Genomic DNA, 14,112 nt, shown 5'->3' with positions numbered 1-14,112 from the left:
CTGTGGAAAACCCCGGACGCGACCTTCCCCGCGGACCTGCCGGCCGGACGGGCGGCGGCGGGTTCGCGAGGAAGGTGGGACCGACGGTCAGGCGGCTTCGAGGCAGTCGTCGGTGGGGGCGGGCTCGGTGGCGGGGGAGGCGGTTCGTTCGGGGCGCATCACGGTGAGGGCGATGACGATGGCGGCGGCGACGATGATCGCGGCGATGGCGAACGCGAACTGGTAGCCGCTGGTCAGGGCCGCTTCGACCGTACGGCCGGTGCCTTCGAGGCCCGCGCTGTGGGTGGCGGCGAGGGTGGCGAGTACGGCGAGACCCAGGGCGGCGCCGACCTCGGCCGTCGTACCGATCAGGCCGGAGGCGAGGCCCGCGTCCTCCTCGGTGGCGCTGGACATCGCCAGCGTCATCACGGCCGGGAAGCAGACGCCGCCGCCGAGGCCGAGCAGGATCACCACGGGCAGGACGTGAACGACGTAGCTACCGTCGACCGGCGCCTGGGTGAAGTAGGCCAGGCCGACCACGATCAACGCCAGACCCGCGATCAGCGAGCGGCGGGCGCCGTACCTCATCACGAGCTTCTCCGAGTACCGCACCGACAGCAGACCCATCACGATCGTCGTCGGCAGGAACGCCAGGCCGATCTCGAGAGCGTCGTACCCGAGCACACGCTGCAGGTACAGCGAACCGAGGAAGAAGATGCCGAACATGCCCGAGCTGGACAGCGCCTGGATCAGGTTCGACCCGGACAGGTTGCGCGAGCGGAAGATCCGCAGCGGTACCAGCGGGCTCGCGGCCGTCGCCTCGCGGGCGATGAACCCGGCCAGCAGCACCAGCGTCAGGGCGCTCAGGACCAGAGTCTGACCGGCGGTCCAGCCGAGCTCGGCGGCGGGCTTCACGATCGTGTAGACGCCGACCATCAGGGCGGCAGTGATCAGTACGGCGCCGGGCAGATCCGCGCCACGCCTCCAGCCGATACCGCTGTCGTTGCCGATCACGCGGATCGCCAGAGCAGCCGTGGCAACACCGATCGGCAGGTTGATGAAGAAGATCCAGTGCCAGCTGATGGCCTGGGTGAGTACGCCACCCGCCAGCAGGCCGATCGAACCGCCGGCCGACGCCACGAACGCGTAGATGCCGATCGCCTTCGCCTGCTCGCGCGGCTCGGGGAAGAGCGTCACGATCATGCCGAGGATGACGGCCGACGTGAGGGCGCCACCGACGCCCTGCAGGAACCTGGCCGCGACCAGCACCTCCTGGCTCTGGGCCAACCCGCACAGCAGCGAGGCGACGGTGAAGACGGCCAGACCCGTGACGAAGATCGTTCGGCGGCCGAGCAGGTCACCGAGGCGCCCGGCCAGCAGGAGCAGGCCGCCGAAGGGGATCAGGTAACCGTTCACGACCCACGCGAGGCTGGAACCACTGAAGCCCAGGTCATCCTGGATCGCCGGCAGCGCGACGTTCACCACGGTGACGTCCAGGACGATCATCAGCATGCCCGCGCACAGTACGTAGAGCGCGAGCCATCGTGAACGATCCGTGGACCGGCCGGTGGTAGTGCTCGTTACCTGGTTCACAGCTTCTCCTCGACACCTTGCCCGGGCCGTCTCCCGGGGCTCTACAGATATGTCGGATGAGAAAAGCCGATTTAGACATCGATCCCGAAGAAAGTTCGAAACTCTCCGGTACCTACCGCTTGGCCGGGCCTTCCGAGGGCACCGCGAGCGGCCAGCTCGGGCCATCCGGGGAGTCGAGCCAGAGCCGCTGCCCCGCCGGATCGACGCTCAGGCCGAAGCGACCGCGTTTCGGTTTGCCGTGCTCGAGATGGATCCGCCGGACCACCTCCAGCCGCGACCACAGCGGGGTAGGGCCGGCTTCCAGCACCTCGCCACCGCGCACTTCGGCGATCGACCCGTCGGCCGACCAGATGCGCGCGCTGGTCGGTTTACCGTTCGCGTCGAGGGTGTCCACGTCGTACTGGTAGCTGAACCGGGGCATCAGCAGACTCATCAGGAAGCGCAGGCCGTTCCCGGTGAGCACACTCGCCCGTACGTCGGTAGGCCGCGGCAAACCCGTCGGCAGGTCCGGCCGGGGCAGGCTCTGCTCGGTATCGAGCCCGCGCAACGGCATGAAAAACGCGGGCGTCCGGAGGAAGCGGCCCTCCGCCGTACCGTCGCCCTGGTTCCGCAACCGGATCACGCCCACGCCGACCGGCGCCACCACCAGACCGTCCGGGGTCAACTGCTCGAGCCAGGCCGGCGGCACGAACTCGAGGCCGACCGTCGCGATGATGCGCTGGTACGGCGCACGCGCCTCGTACCCGTCGAGCCCATCCGCGGTGACGACCAGCGGCTGGTACCCGACATCCGCGAGCCGGGATCGCGCCAGGCTGGTGATATCGGGATCGACGTCGATCGTGACCACCCGGTACTCCCCGAGCCGGTGGCAGAGCAACGCGGCGTTGTACCCCGTGCCGGTGCCGATCTCGAGGATCCGCTCGGTCCCCTCCAGTTGCAGTGCCTCGAGCATGATCGCCATCAGGCTCGGCTGGCTGCTCGACGACACCACCACGCCATCGGCCAGCTGGGTCGCCAGGGCCTCGTCGGTATAGACCTCGGCGAGCCAGCTCGGCACCTGCTCGGGTTGGTGGCGGCTGACCGGGTTCTGCTGCTTGTCATAGAAGAGAGGTACGAACTCGTGCCGCGGCACCTCGTCGAAGGCCCGCCGCCAGGCCGGATCCGCCAGATCCCCGCGAGCGACCATGGCAGCGACCAGCCGGCGACGGAGTTCCGCCGCCCGCCTGGCCACCTCGTCCCCGCTGATCCGAACCGCCCTCCTAGTTCCACTTCCGAGTGTGGCGGAAGCTGACAGGTAAACCAGGTAGGCGAGCCCTGTTCATTTCAAACCCAAGGGCGTAGGAGCTTTACGCAAATTACGCGGCCGCGGGCAGCGGCTGGGCGACCGGCTCCTCCGGGTGCAGCGTGACGACCTCGGCGTCCTCGGCGTCCAGCGGGTTGGCGATCTCGTCGCGGGTCAGCCGCGCGGCCACGATCACGATCAGGCCGATCAGCGTCGGCGCCAGGCCGGCGATCAGCAACGTGGTCGACAGACCGAGGGAATGGCCGACGGGGCCGGCGACCGCCATCGAGACCGGCATGAACGCGCACGAGACGAAGAAGTCCAGGCTGGACACCCGGCCCAGCATCGCCTTCGGGACCCGGCGCTGCAGCAGGGTTCCCCAGATCACCACGCCGCCGTTGAACGCCGCGCCCACCGCGAAGGCCGCGACGGCCATCAGCCACACCTGGTCGGTCAGACCGAACACCGCCAGCGGGACGCAGCCACCCATCCACAGCGAGAGCATTACGGTCAGGTATCGCCGGGGCAGCTTGAACGAGGCGACGGCGAACGAGCCGGCCGCACCACCGATCCCGAACGCGGCCAGCACCAGCGCGTGGTGCTGCGGGCCGCCGCCGGCCTGGTCCTTGATCGCGAACGGGACCAGCACCTCGAACGGGCCGATGATCAGGAAGATCAGCAGTGACGCGAACACCAGCGTGCCGAGCAGCCAGGACGTCCGGACCATGTAGCCGAACCCCTCGCGGACGTCGATCAGGAGGGACATCGCCGGGTGGCGGTCCGAAGCGTCCGTCCGCTCCTGCACCGGCACCTCGGGCAGCGCCCGCAGGAGGAAGACTGCGACCAGTCCGGTCAGCGCGGTCACGGCCAGCGCCGCACCCGGCGAGGAGATCGCGATCAGCGCGCTGGCCAGCGCCGGGCCGGCCGCCTGTCCCAGCACCGGCCGGGCCATGCCCTCGAAGCCGTTCGCCGCGAGCAGCTGGTCCTCGGGCAGTACGGCCGGCAGCAGCGCGGAGTAGGCCGGGTAGTACAGCCCGCCCATCGCGCCGCCGATCAAGGAGGCCACGGCCAGCTGCCACACCTGGAGCATTCCGGCCATCGACAGAGCCGCGATGGCCCCGACCGAGATCGCCCTGGTCGACTCGACCACCAGCAGGATCCGGCGCTGCGGGAGCCGGTCGGCCAGCGCACCGCCGACCAGGATCGTCGCCAGCATGCCGACCGCCGACCCGGACGCGATCAGCGACAACTCCGACGCGCCGCCACCAAGGGCGACGACCTGCCAGACAAGGGCCACCATCCATATTCCCGACCCGACGACCGACGACACCAACGCCGCCGCGAGCCACCGATAGGCCGGAATGCTTAGCGGCCGCAGGGCCCTGGGAGTACGCATGTCGATCGCCCCTTCACGAATGAGTTCCTATGCCCATACGTCGGAGCCCCCCACCCGCTTTCGACACACCCTGCCAAAAAACTTCCAACGCCCAGCGCTGGAGGCCGACCCCTCTTGGGTTCATCGGGCCCTTGTGACCAGGCGTGTCGGCGTTCATCGGGCTCTTCTGACCGAACGGGACGGGTGACACGCCTGGCAACTAGGGACCGACGACGCGCCGAAGGCTGGTCCCAAGGGCCCGATGAGTCGCAACACGCCTGGTCACAAGGGCCCGATGATCGGGAAAGAGGCGGAGGGCTATTCGTCGTGAATGGCCAATTCGGATTCAAGTGCTTCGGCCAACCGTTCCAACAGGGGCAGGGTCGGCACGGTGTCGCCGGCCTCGATCCGCGAGATCTGCCGCTGACTCATCGCCGCCCGCCGAGCGACCTCGGTTTGCGACAGCCCGAGCGCGGTACGCCGGTCGTACAGCGCCTGCCCGAACGCCAGCGAATCTCGATCCGGGCAGCCGTCACTGCGGCACTTTCGACGAGACCGCCGTTCCGCGCTGCCCGCTCGCGAACGGTCCGCCACCTGGCGCCACTCATAGGTTTTCCGGGATCAGGACTCGGGCGTGGGTGTAGTGCTCTAAGTGGGTTTTGAGGGGGGAGCCGTGGCCGCCTAGGTGGGCGAGGGAGGGGACGAGGACTAGGCGGATGCCGCGGCGGTTGAGGGCTTCGATCAGGGCGTGGAAGGCCTCCGGCTGGCTTTCGGGGCGGTCGACGTAGATGCGGTCGAGGGTGAGTTCGGTCTGGACGGCGTACGCCGCGAGGTGGTCCTTGGCGGCCGTGATCTCACCGGGGCTGGTGAACGGGTGGGTGCGGACATATCCGAGGGCGATGGGCTTCATCAGGCGATCCCAAATCCGAGTCGAGGGTGAGCGAGACCTCAACCCTCGGCCGCGATTCGGGCCTGAGGGAGGCCATTTCGGCGGGCAACCTGGGGCAGCCCGGGGCAGATCGGCCGGACGTCCGCAGGCGGGCGACATGGACAAATCTCGCCGGGGAGCTTGGCCGTGGATATGATTCGCCGCGTGCGGAACCTTGGGGAGGGCATTCAGCAGCTCGTCGGCGTTCCGCCGCACCTTTTCAACGCCTATCTGGTGGACGGGATCCTCGTCGACGCGTGTACGCCGGCCGCCTCGCGCCGTCTGTTGCGGCAGCTGAAAGGCGCCGAAGTCACCGCGCACCTGGTCACCCACGCTCATCCCGACCACTTCGGCTCGAGCCATGCCATCTGCGAATCGCTGAAGCTGCCGCTGTGGGCGGGCGCGGATGACGTACAGGCGATCGAGACTGCGACCCCCGTGACCGGGCCGGGACGCATCCCCGCGCTGATGGCGAAGATGAAGATGCCGCCGCCGCATCCGGTCGACCGGGCGCTGCGCGAAGGCGACGAGGTCGGCAGTTTCACCGTGCTGGAGGTGCCGGGTCATTCGCCCGGGCACATCGCGCTGTGGCGGGAGAAGGATCGGACCTTGATCTGCGGCGACGTGTTCTACCGCCTGCCGAAGGTGAGCGGCCCCTGGCGGATCACCACCGTGGACCTCGACCAGAACCGCGAGTCGATGCGCCGGCTGGCGGCTCTTCGGCCACGGCTGGTGCTCTTCGGGCATGGCCGTCCGCTGCGCGATGACCCCGACCGGCTCGCTCGTGCAGCAGGATGAGCCCGTGGACACGACCCTGGAGCGCCCGGACGAGCTGAACCGGATCGGCGCCGCGCTCGACGCGGCGGCGGCCGGCAACGGGCAGGTCGTGGTCATCGAGGGGCAGGCCGGTATCGGCAAGACCCACCTCGTCCGCGAGACCCGGGCGATGGCCAAGGACCGCGGCTACGTCCGGATGCAGGCCGTCGGCGACGAACTCGAGAGCGCGATGGCCTGGGGTGTTGTCCGGCAGATGGTCGAGCGGTCCATCTCGCGGTACAGCGGTGCCACCCGGGAGGCGATCATCGCGGGCCCGACCGGTCGCGCGCTGGAGGCCCTCGGCAATGCCCGTCCCGACGCGGGTGACGCCGATGTCGCGCGGACGTTGCACGCGTTGTGGTGGGTGGCCGTCGACCTGGCCTCGCCGCGGCCGCTGCTGATCACCGTGGACGACGCGCAATGGTCGGACCTGCCGTCGCAGCGGTTCCTGGCGTACCTGTCGCGCCGGGTCGCCGATCTCCCGATCGCCCTGGTTGTCGCCACCCGGCCGCCGCTGGACCGGTTCGGCCCGCTCGCCGAGCTGACCGTCTCGCGCCACGTCGAGCGATTGTTGCCGCGTCCCCTGACCCGACGAGCCGTCGCCGAGATGAGCGCCCTCCGCGGACCGTTGCCCACGGCGAAGGTCGTCGACGCGATCCACGCCGCGAGTGGCGGAAACCCCTTCCTGGCCGAGGCCTTGCTCGAAGAACTGCACGCCACGGACCACCCGGTGGACGATCCGGCCACGGCCAAGGTGGTTGCCGGATTAGGTCCGCATACGGTCTCGCGGGCGATGCTCGGACGCCTTACCCCGGAGGCGTTGCGCTTGGCCGGCTCCGTCGCCGTGCTCGGCACCCGCGCGGATCCTTGGCTGGCAGGGTCCGTCGCCGGCCTGCCCGCGGAGGAGCTCGGCGTCGCCGTCGAAGCACTCGTCGCGGCCAACGTCGTAGATGCGGGCTCAGGGCAACTGAACTTCCTGCATCCCGTCATCCACGAGGCGATGCTCTCCACCCTCCGCCCGCTCGAACGCGCCGCCCTGCATGGAAAAGCGGCCACTGCCCTGTACGCCGAACGCGCGCCGGCCGATCGCGTCGCGGCCCATCTGGCCCTCGCTCCGAGCGGCGTTTTGCCCGAGGCAGCGGCGATCTATCGCGAGGCGGCGACATCATCCTTGGCCGGCGGCGACACCGCCACCGCGTCGAAGTACCTCGCACGCGCTCTCGAGGCAGACCCGCTCAACCCTGTCCTGCAAGCCGATCTGGGGCTGACGCTCTTGCGTGCGGGCGATGCGCGAACCGCCCGCGACCGGCTTCGCGACGCGGCGTCGGCCACGGACGACGTACAGGCTCGGGCTGATTGGCTGGCCGCGGCCGCGTTGGCGACGTCCACGGTCGATGGTGCGCCGGCGGCGGTCGCGGAGTTGCAGGAGCGGCTGGCCGAATGGCCCGGTGATCCGTTCGATCCGGCGCGGTTGACGTTGGAGGCGCGCCTCGGCGTACTGCGGTCGTTCCTGCCTGGCGAACGGCGAATCGCGTCGGCGCATTTGCATCGCTTCAACGATCTGCGCGGCAATACCCCGCAAGCGCGGATCTTGCTGGCCTTGCTCGCGCAAAGCGGGCGGTACGAGGTGAGCCCGTATCGGGAGGTCGCGAGCACGGCCGAGCGGGCGTTGCGGCATGGCGCGTTGTTCAAGGACTCCGCGGGCAGTCCCGACACGTTGGTCAGCTGGTTGCTCGCGATGATGTCGCTGATCGCGGCCGATGGCGTGGACCTCGCGCGTGAGGAGATCGCGCAGGCGCAAGGCTGGGTTCGCCGGCATGGTTCGCCGATCGAGTTCGCGATGGTTGCCAACGTCAACGACTTCCTGGCCTGGCGATGTGGTGACTTGACCGCCGTCGAGGCTGATTCGGATGGCGTGCTGGCCGCGGTCGCGCCGGAGGAGTTGTCGCCCCAGGTGGTCGCGTTGCGTGCGACCGCGGTGCATTTCGGGGTGTACGCCGCCTTGGAGCGAGGCGATTTCGACGGCGCGAAGGCGATGCTGGCGAGCTTCGACGAGCAATGTCGTGATGCGCCGAAGGTGATCGCGATGATGTGGTTGCACGAGGCAAGGGCCCGGCTGGCGCTCGACCAGGACGATCCGGATCTGGCCTTGGTACACGCCTATCGCCTGCGCGACGAGACGGCTGCCGCGAACATGGACCCGCCCGGCATACCGTGGCGTTCGCAGGCCGCGTTGGCCCTGCTGCGCTTCGGTGAGGTGGAGGCGGCCCGATCGCTGGCCGCCGATCAGCTCGCCGTCGCCGGGAAGTGGGGCACCCCTTCGGATCTCGGTACCGCCCTGCGGCTGAAGGCGAAGGTGGGCGAGAGCGGTAGCCGGGTGCAGACGTTGACCGAGGCGATCGCCGTACTGGAAGAGGCACCGACTCGGCTCGAACTGGCGAAGGCCTTGATCGATCTGGGCGAGGCGTATCGGGTGGCGAATCGACGTACGGATGCGCGGGAGCCGTTGTTGCGTGGCGGTGAGCTTGCGGCCAAGTGCGGGTCGCCGGTGCAGCGGCAACGGGCTGCGGAAGCCCTTGAGGCGTTGGGGGATCGGCCTCGGAGTCTTACGTCGTCGGGTCAGGATTCGCTGACGGCCAGCGAGCGCCGGGTGGCTGGGTTGGCACTCAACGGGCGGACTAATCGGGATATCGCGCAGGAGCTTTTCGTTTCGCCTAAGACGGTGGAGAACCATCTTGGCCGGATCTACGTGAAGCTCGGTATCACCGGGCGGCGGGAGCTGGCCCGCGCGATGGCATGACCGAGGGGCGGCCCTTTGCGGACCGCCCCTCGATACCCCTCCCCCCGGAGTTTTCAGTTGGTTCAGCCGACCGGCGGGGCCGCGGCGTACCAGTTGAAGCCCTCGACGAACTGGGTGGTCTCGCCGACGTAGTTGTCGCCGGTCAGCTTCCAGTAGGTGCGCTGTACGACGTACGGCGCGGCGTCCTCGGGCACGACCTTCACGTTCACCGTCTGGCGGGTCAGCTGGACCGTCTCGTAGCGGTATGCGGACTGGGTGTCGAGGTAGCCGTCCGTCTTGTGGTCGGCGGCGCGGCCCGGGTCGGCCAGGGTCAGCTCGACCACGCCGGTGCCGAGGTCACCCTTGGCGGAGACGACCGTCGTGATGTGGCCGCCGCCGCGGGTGTAGGTGCGGTCGCCGTTGGCGGTGTACCGGCCGTACCAGATCTGGACCGGAGCGTGGGCCGTCTTCTTGGCGATCTCCAGGCCGAACTCGGAGACGTCGTTCGAGTTGATCTGGCCGCGGTCCACGAACCAGCCGTTGGCCTTGGCGGTCGCGGTCGCGGCGTCGAACGCCTTGCGGTTGCCGGCGGCGCTGGTTCCGGTCGGAGTCGTGTCCATCCCGGCCTCGTAGCCGAGCCAGCCGATCCACGCGGTCACCATCGGGTAGTGCGCCGGCGTCTTCGGGTCGTACTCGGTCAGGTTCTGGCCGTTCGGCGTGATCCGGGCCGGCAGACCCTTCTTCTCGCCCAGGTAGTAGAGGATGTTGTAGAGGCTCGCCGGGCCGCAGTGGGTGTTGCCGTTGCCGTCGAGGTTGGTGCGGAACTGGTCGACGTCGGTGACATCGCAGTGCCGTACTTCGAAGTGCGAGCCGACCGTGTCCTTCACCTCGGCACAAGCCGGCGCCAGCGGCAGATCGGCGTGAGCGACGGTCGGCGCCAGCGCGGCGGCGGCGAATCCGGAGATGGCGAGAGTGGTGACAGCTGATCGGAGAGCGATGCGGTTCATTTCAGTAACCCCCAGTTATTTGGTGTTGGTTTTTTGTGTTCGCTGCTTGTGAGTACAACTCTGGTCGCTGCGGCGTCTGGGGGCATGAGGGTCGATCCCTCATTCGGTTGGGTGGGGGTTTTGGGGGGATCGCGCAGACTTGGGGGTGTGACCTCATTTGTGGCGGAACGTAACGGCCGGCCGGCGACCATCGAGGAGCTCACGCCGCTGACCTTCGCCGGGTACGCCCACTTCACCGCCATGCAGGTCCGGGACGGCCGGATCCGCGCCCTCGACCTCCACCTGGAGCGGCTCCGGATCGCCTCCGTCGAGCTGTTCGGCCAGGCGGTGCCCGACGCACTGGTGCGGGACTACCTGCGCTCGGCCGTGACGGCCGGCCCGCCCGACCTCTCGCTGGCGGCCACCATGTACTCGCCGCGGCGTGAGTTGATCGCGGGCGGAGCCGCCGTCGAGCCCGAGGTGCTCGTGCGTACCGGCCCAGCCGCATCCGCCCCGGCAGGCCCGCTGGCGCTGGCGACGGTCGAGTACGAGCGGGTGCTCCCGGCCGTGAAGCACGTCGGCGAGGTGGCCAAGACCTACTACCCCCGCCAAGCCGTCGCGAAGGGCTTCGACGACGCGGCGTTTGTTGACCGGCGGGGGCGCTTCAGCGAGGCGTCCATCTGGAACCTGGCCTTCTGGGACGGTACGTCGGTCGTGTGGCCGGTTGCCGAAATGCTTGCTGGTACGACGATGGGCATCGTCCGGCGGCAACTCGACCGCCTCGGCGCCCCGCAGTGTGATGCGGAAATCACGGTGGACGACCTGCCGTCGCTGGCCGGCGCAGTCGTGATGAATTCGTGGACGCCGGGAGTCGCCGTACATCGAATCGATTCGGTGTCATTGCCCGAAGCGCCATCCTTTGTGGAATTGCTGCACCGGGCCTACCAGGCCGAGCCGCTGACCACGCCATGAATGTTGCGTCGTGGTGGATCTGGCCTTAGAGTTCTTTTCATGACTGCCGGGTCGGCCTTTGGCCATCAGCGAATTGGGTACCCGGCGACGGCTTGATCGCCAGGCGGGCTCGCGGCCCGCCCGTTTTCTCTTCCCCTCTTGCCTTTCACGGCACCTGCCTTGATCTCCGTACTCCGTTTGCGGACCCTTCTGCCCGCACATTCTGCGGGTAATTCGTCATGCCCTTTTCCTGAACAGAAAGCCGAGAACTCCAATAGATTTCCAGCAGCAAGTCATCGAAGAATTCCGCGCCAACAACGGCCGCGTCGGCGGCTATTTCGAAGGCGCTCGCCTGATCCTGCTCACCACCATCGGCGCCCAGACCGGCACCCGCCACACCACCCCGCTCGGCTTCCTGCCCGACGGCGGCGAGCGGATCCTGGTCATCGGCTCCGCGGGCGGTTCACCGAAGCACCCCGACTGGTACTACAACGTCCTCGCCCACCCGATCGTGACGGTCGAGGACGGCGTCTTCACGTACGACGCTGAGGCCGTCGTACTCCAAGGCCCCGAGCGAGACGCGGCCTTCGCGCGCGCTGTCGAGGCCGATCGCGGCTGGGCCGACTACGAGGACAAGGCGTCGCGCGTCCTCCCGGTCGTCGCCCTCAAAGAGGTGTCGAGCGGTCCGCCGAACGCGTCGTCGTTCGCGGAGGCCCTCCGGCTCGTCCACAACGCCTTCCGCCGCGAGATCGGCCTGATCCGCAAGGAGATCGCGGAATCCGGCCCTGGCCTGGGCGCCCAGTTGCGGATCAACTGCCTCACCCTGTGCAAGGGCCTCCACGTGCACCACACGCACGAGGACGCCGGCATGTTCCCGGCCCTGGCCGAGCGTTATCCCGAGTTCGCCCCCACCATCGACCGGTTGGCCGCGGAGCACGTGCAGATCGCCGCCCTGATCGAGGCCCTGCAAAAGGTCATCTCCACCCCCAGCACGGACCTCACCGCCGTACGCCGAGAGGTCAACCGCCTAGCCGACGCCCTCGAAGCCCACCTCACGTACGAAGAGGACCAGCTGATCCCCCTCCTCGAAGCCGCCTGAGGGTTGGTCGGGCCGGGTGGTTCGTCCCGCCACCCGGCCGGCGGTCGCTCGCACTTCACACCGCGGTCACTGTGTGTCACCCTCACGCTGTGGTCCTTCCCGTGGGGGGAAGCCGACTCGGAAGGGGAGCATCATGGCGTCATTCGATCCCAAGAAGTGGCTACTGAACTCGGACGGTGCGGGGGACCAGGTCGTCAAGGCCCCCGCATTCAGCCTGACGAAGGTCCTGACCATCGCGACACCTCTACTCACGATCGTCGTCGGTCTCGTCGGTGACTACATGAAAGACAAAGAGATCAACTGGGCGCCAAGCCACATCGTCTCGCTGGCCCTAGGCGTCCTCGCCCTGGTCGCGATCATCTCGGCCGCCGACCTGATCGCCCGCGGCGTCGCCACCGCCGCCACCGTCACCGCCGACGGCGCAGCCCGCCAACCCGCGAGCCTCAGCACTTTCGCCACGCCGCTCAAAGCTTCCCGGATCTCGGTCAACCCGAACGTCGACGTCAAGATCGCCGCCATCTCCTCCGAGCACCCACCCCGCTTCCTCTGCGTCGACAAAAAAGGCAACGCCACCTGGGAATCCGAAACCGACCTAAACTTCACCCCCGACGCCTAGTGCCTCTTCACCAATCGCGAATCGCCACTAGGTCTCCCCTCCCTAACCGCCACCCGCAAAACCCGCCGCTTCCCCTCATAGCCCACCGCCTCCGCCAAACCCTGTTCGGCGATCTGGCGAGTCGCGACATCGGCAAGGAGTATAGTCCTTAGGGGTGTAGTCCTTGCGAATGGAGAAGGCGTGGCTAACCCTTTGCCCGACATCGCCAAGCCATCGAGAGTGTTCGATCGCGAGGCAGAGTGGGCCGGCTTGGCGGCGTTCGCCAGTCGGCCGGCTCCGCACGCGATGCTCGGAGTGGTCAGCGGCCGCCGACGAATGGGCAAGACCTACCTTCTGCGTGCTCTTGTCGAGCAACTCGGGGGCTTCTATTTCGCGGCTACTGCGGCCACCGAGGGAGAGTCGCTGCGGCAGTTCGGTGCGGCTCTGGCCAAGTACGCCGGTTCGCCGGTTTCGTTCTCCTTCGCAAACTGGGATGACGCGGTCTCCTACCTGTTCGCGATGGCGACTCCGGACCGTGCGACCGAGGCACTCCTGGTGGTGATCGACGAGTTCCCGTATTTGGCGAAGACCGCAGCCGAGCTTCCTTCGCTCATTCAGCGGGAGATGGATCGCTTCCAGATCGAGGAAAGCCGGCTGCGACTACTTCTGTGCGGCTCGGCGATGTCGGTGATGGGTGGCCTTTTGTCCAGTACGGCGCCGTTGCGAGGGCGGGCGCAGCTGGAGCTAGTGGTCAGCCCGTTCGGGTATCGCTCGTCAGCGGAATTCTGGGGCGTGACGGACGATCCTCCGCTCGCTGCCAGGCTGCACGCCGTACTCGGAGGCACGCCTGCATACCGCCGCCAGTTCCTCGCGGACGACGTACCCGCAGGGTTCGACGACTTCGATGCCTGGCTTCGCCGTACGGTGCTGTCGCCGCTGAGCCCGCTCTTCCGGGAAGCGCGGTATCTGCTTGCCGAGGAGACGGATATCCGGGACACAGCTCTCTACCATTCGGTCCTCGCGGCCGTGGCCAGCGGCAACGCCACGCGTGGCGGTATCGCCGGGTACATCGGGCGGAAGGCTGTCGATATCTCTCATCCGCTCAACGTGCTCGAAGACAGCCACCTGTTGAGAAGGGACGAGGACGTCTTCAGATCCGGGAAATCTCAATACCGGATCACCGAACCGCTGATCAACTTCTATGAGGCCGTCATGCGCCCGGCATGGGCACGCTTGGAAAGCGGGCAGGCCGCGGAGGTGTGGGCCCATTCAGGCGAGAGGTTTGCCGCTCAAGTACTGGGACCACATTTCGAAGCCATGTGCCGCGAGTACATGCTCGGCGAAGGACGCGCCCATCTCCACAGCCAATTCGGGCAAGTCGGCCGGGGGGTCGTCGTAGATCCGGCCGGACGACAACATATCGAGATCGACATAGCCGTCACCGAGGCTGGATCAGGCGGCAGCAAGCGTTCCGTGGGGATGCTCGGCGAGGCCAAATGGGGCACGGTAGTCGGCCTGAACCACCTCGAGCGCCTCAGCCGTGCACGTGAAGTCCTCCAAGGCCGGAACATGGATACGGACCACTGCGTACTCGCCTGCTTCAGCGCCGCCGGCTTCTCCGACGCTCTACGCGCCCAAGCGACCGCCCGCCCCGACGTCGTCCTAATAGACCTCGCAGACCTCTACGCCTGACGCGGTCGAAGCGTCTACCTAGCTGGCGGTGGTGCCG

The 14,112-nt window shown here is 68.0% G+C and carries 13 protein-coding genes; 6 read left to right on the top strand and 7 right to left on the bottom strand.

Features of this window, described 5'->3' with window-relative positions; translation table 11 throughout:
• Positions 1 to 87: 87 nt before the first annotated feature.
• The 5 genes from OG394_RS24085 to OG394_RS24065 form a co-directional block, all read right to left on the bottom strand.
• The gene (locus OG394_RS24085; RefSeq protein ID WP_328989313.1) at positions 88 to 1,572 is read right to left on the bottom strand and encodes a DHA2 family efflux MFS transporter permease subunit; all 1,485 of its coding nucleotides are present in this window, start codon (positions 1,570 to 1,572) and stop codon (positions 88 to 90) included.
• Positions 1,573 to 1,684: 112 nt separating this feature from the next.
• Positions 1,685 to 2,803 (bottom strand): methyltransferase domain-containing protein, encoded by a 1,119-nt coding sequence (locus OG394_RS24080; RefSeq protein ID WP_328989312.1) that lies wholly within the window; start codon positions 2,801 to 2,803, stop codon positions 1,685 to 1,687.
• Positions 2,804 to 2,927: 124 nt separating this feature from the next.
• Entirely contained in the window at positions 2,928 to 4,250 is a 1,323-nt protein-coding gene (locus OG394_RS24075; RefSeq protein WP_328989311.1) for an MFS transporter, read from the bottom strand.
• Between the two features lie 297 nt (positions 4,251 to 4,547).
• Positions 4,548 to 4,823, bottom strand: coding sequence for a helix-turn-helix domain-containing protein (locus OG394_RS24070; RefSeq protein ID WP_328989310.1), 276 nt, complete (start codon positions 4,821 to 4,823; stop codon positions 4,548 to 4,550).
• A gap of 10 nt (positions 4,824 to 4,833) precedes the next feature.
• Positions 4,834 to 5,139, bottom strand: a complete 306-nt coding sequence (locus tag OG394_RS24065) for a hypothetical protein (protein WP_328989309.1) — start codon at positions 5,137 to 5,139, stop codon at positions 4,834 to 4,836.
• 183 nt (positions 5,140 to 5,322) lie between these two features.
• Here OG394_RS24065 and OG394_RS24060 point away from each other — a divergent pair, with 183 nt between their 5' ends.
• Both OG394_RS24060 and OG394_RS24055 read left to right on the top strand, forming a co-directional pair.
• Positions 5,323 to 5,955 (top strand): MBL fold metallo-hydrolase, encoded by a 633-nt coding sequence (locus tag OG394_RS24060; protein WP_328989308.1) that lies wholly within the window; start codon positions 5,323 to 5,325, stop codon positions 5,953 to 5,955.
• 4 nt (positions 5,956 to 5,959) lie between these two features.
• Entirely contained in the window at positions 5,960 to 8,773 is a 2,814-nt protein-coding gene (locus OG394_RS24055) for a helix-turn-helix transcriptional regulator (RefSeq protein WP_328989307.1), read from the top strand.
• Positions 8,774 to 8,835: 62 nt separating this feature from the next.
• Here OG394_RS24055 and OG394_RS24050 read toward each other — a convergent pair whose 3' ends face one another.
• Complete coding sequence (locus OG394_RS24050) at positions 8,836 to 9,759, bottom strand: hypothetical protein (RefSeq protein WP_328989306.1); 924 nt, start codon at positions 9,757 to 9,759, stop codon at positions 8,836 to 8,838.
• Between the two features lie 147 nt (positions 9,760 to 9,906).
• On the opposite strand from OG394_RS24050, the gene OG394_RS24045 reads away from it, so the two are divergent.
• Entirely contained in the window at positions 9,907 to 10,710 is an 804-nt protein-coding gene (locus OG394_RS24045) for an aminotransferase class IV family protein (RefSeq protein ID WP_328989305.1), read from the top strand.
• A 145-nt stretch (positions 10,711 to 10,855) separates the two neighbouring features.
• Here the strand turns inward: OG394_RS24045 and OG394_RS24040 are convergent, their stop codons facing one another.
• A complete protein-coding gene (locus OG394_RS24040; protein WP_328989304.1) occupies positions 10,856 to 11,086 on the bottom strand; it encodes a hypothetical protein in 231 nt (76 codons plus the stop codon).
• On the opposite strand from OG394_RS24040, the gene OG394_RS24035 reads away from it, so the two are divergent.
• The 3 genes from OG394_RS24035 (at position 10,985) to OG394_RS24025 (ending at position 14,075) form a co-directional block, all read left to right on the top strand.
• Positions 10,985 to 11,788: a nitroreductase/quinone reductase family protein gene (locus tag OG394_RS24035; protein ID WP_328996865.1), complete on the top strand. Its 804-nt coding sequence runs from the start codon at positions 10,985 to 10,987 to the stop codon at positions 11,786 to 11,788. The two genes, OG394_RS24040 and OG394_RS24035, sit on opposite strands and share 102 nt — an antisense overlap.
• Before the next feature lie 133 nt (positions 11,789 to 11,921).
• Entirely contained in the window at positions 11,922 to 12,404 is a 483-nt protein-coding gene (locus OG394_RS24030) for a hypothetical protein (RefSeq protein WP_328989303.1), read from the top strand.
• A 180-nt stretch (positions 12,405 to 12,584) separates the two neighbouring features.
• The gene (locus OG394_RS24025) at positions 12,585 to 14,075 is read left to right on the top strand and encodes an ATP-binding protein (protein WP_328989302.1); all 1,491 of its coding nucleotides are present in this window, start codon (positions 12,585 to 12,587) and stop codon (positions 14,073 to 14,075) included.
• The last annotated feature ends 37 nt before the right edge of the window (positions 14,076 to 14,112 follow it).

The sequence above is a fragment of the Kribbella sp. NBC_01245 genome, from assembly GCF_036226525.1.
Taxonomy (GTDB): Bacteria; Actinomycetota; Actinomycetes; order Propionibacteriales; family Kribbellaceae; genus Kribbella.
Note: the sequence above shows the minus strand (reverse complement) of the source record. Positions and strands in the feature narration are given on the sequence as shown.